Origin of the sequence: Streptomyces mutabilis, assembly GCF_014649815.1 — a bacterium.
Taxonomy (GTDB): domain Bacteria; phylum Actinomycetota; class Actinomycetes; order Streptomycetales; family Streptomycetaceae; genus Streptomyces; species Streptomyces mutabilis.
On record NZ_BMTT01000220.1, the window covers coordinates 1 to 587 of the forward strand.

At 37.3% G+C, this 587-nt stretch carries 1 protein-coding gene; it reads right to left on the bottom strand.

Translation table 11 applies throughout. The annotated features are described in order from the left end of the window. On the bottom strand, window positions 1-557 hold a 557-nt coding region (locus IE142_RS40110), incomplete at its 3' end, for a Tar ligand binding domain-containing protein (protein WP_229831276.1). Window positions 558-587: the final 30 nt, after the last annotated feature.

Sequence of the window (587 nt, forward strand, 5' to 3'; positions counted from 1 at the left end):
TCTGTTGCTTCATATAATGAATTAGTGAAGTTATCGTTGGCTGGACTTTTTAAGATCAAACGAATTGCATTGGTATTACGTTCATTTAAATATTGCACAAGAAGATCTAAGTCATAACGACTTTTTTGATAAAGTTGTTTGATCTCTGCCATGCGTTGCTGATCAAATCCAGTTTGTGCAGATAGTTCGACATATTCATTCATCAACGTATCCACCTCTGCCTTACGTGCATCCATCGTTTGCATGAATGTAGTAATATTGGCATCTTCCACCTGTGGATTAGCAATATAACTAAACGCCTGCGCAATAATATCAGTACGTAAAGTATTTAACGCCGCGTAGGTGTTATCCATAGTGCGTAACTGGTCGAAACTGTATGAGATTTGTTTTAATTTGTTTTGAGTTTGGTAGGCATCGTGAATGCTTTGTACTCCAGATATTACCTGAATAATACAAAACAGAGTCAGGACACACATTAAACCTTGAGAGATTTTAATTCGTTTTAACATAACCCTACCTATTAGCTTGGCCTTTTTCTTCGCCAGTGGGAGTTCCACTTAGCAGAATGATTAATTCGGCTGGTAGAT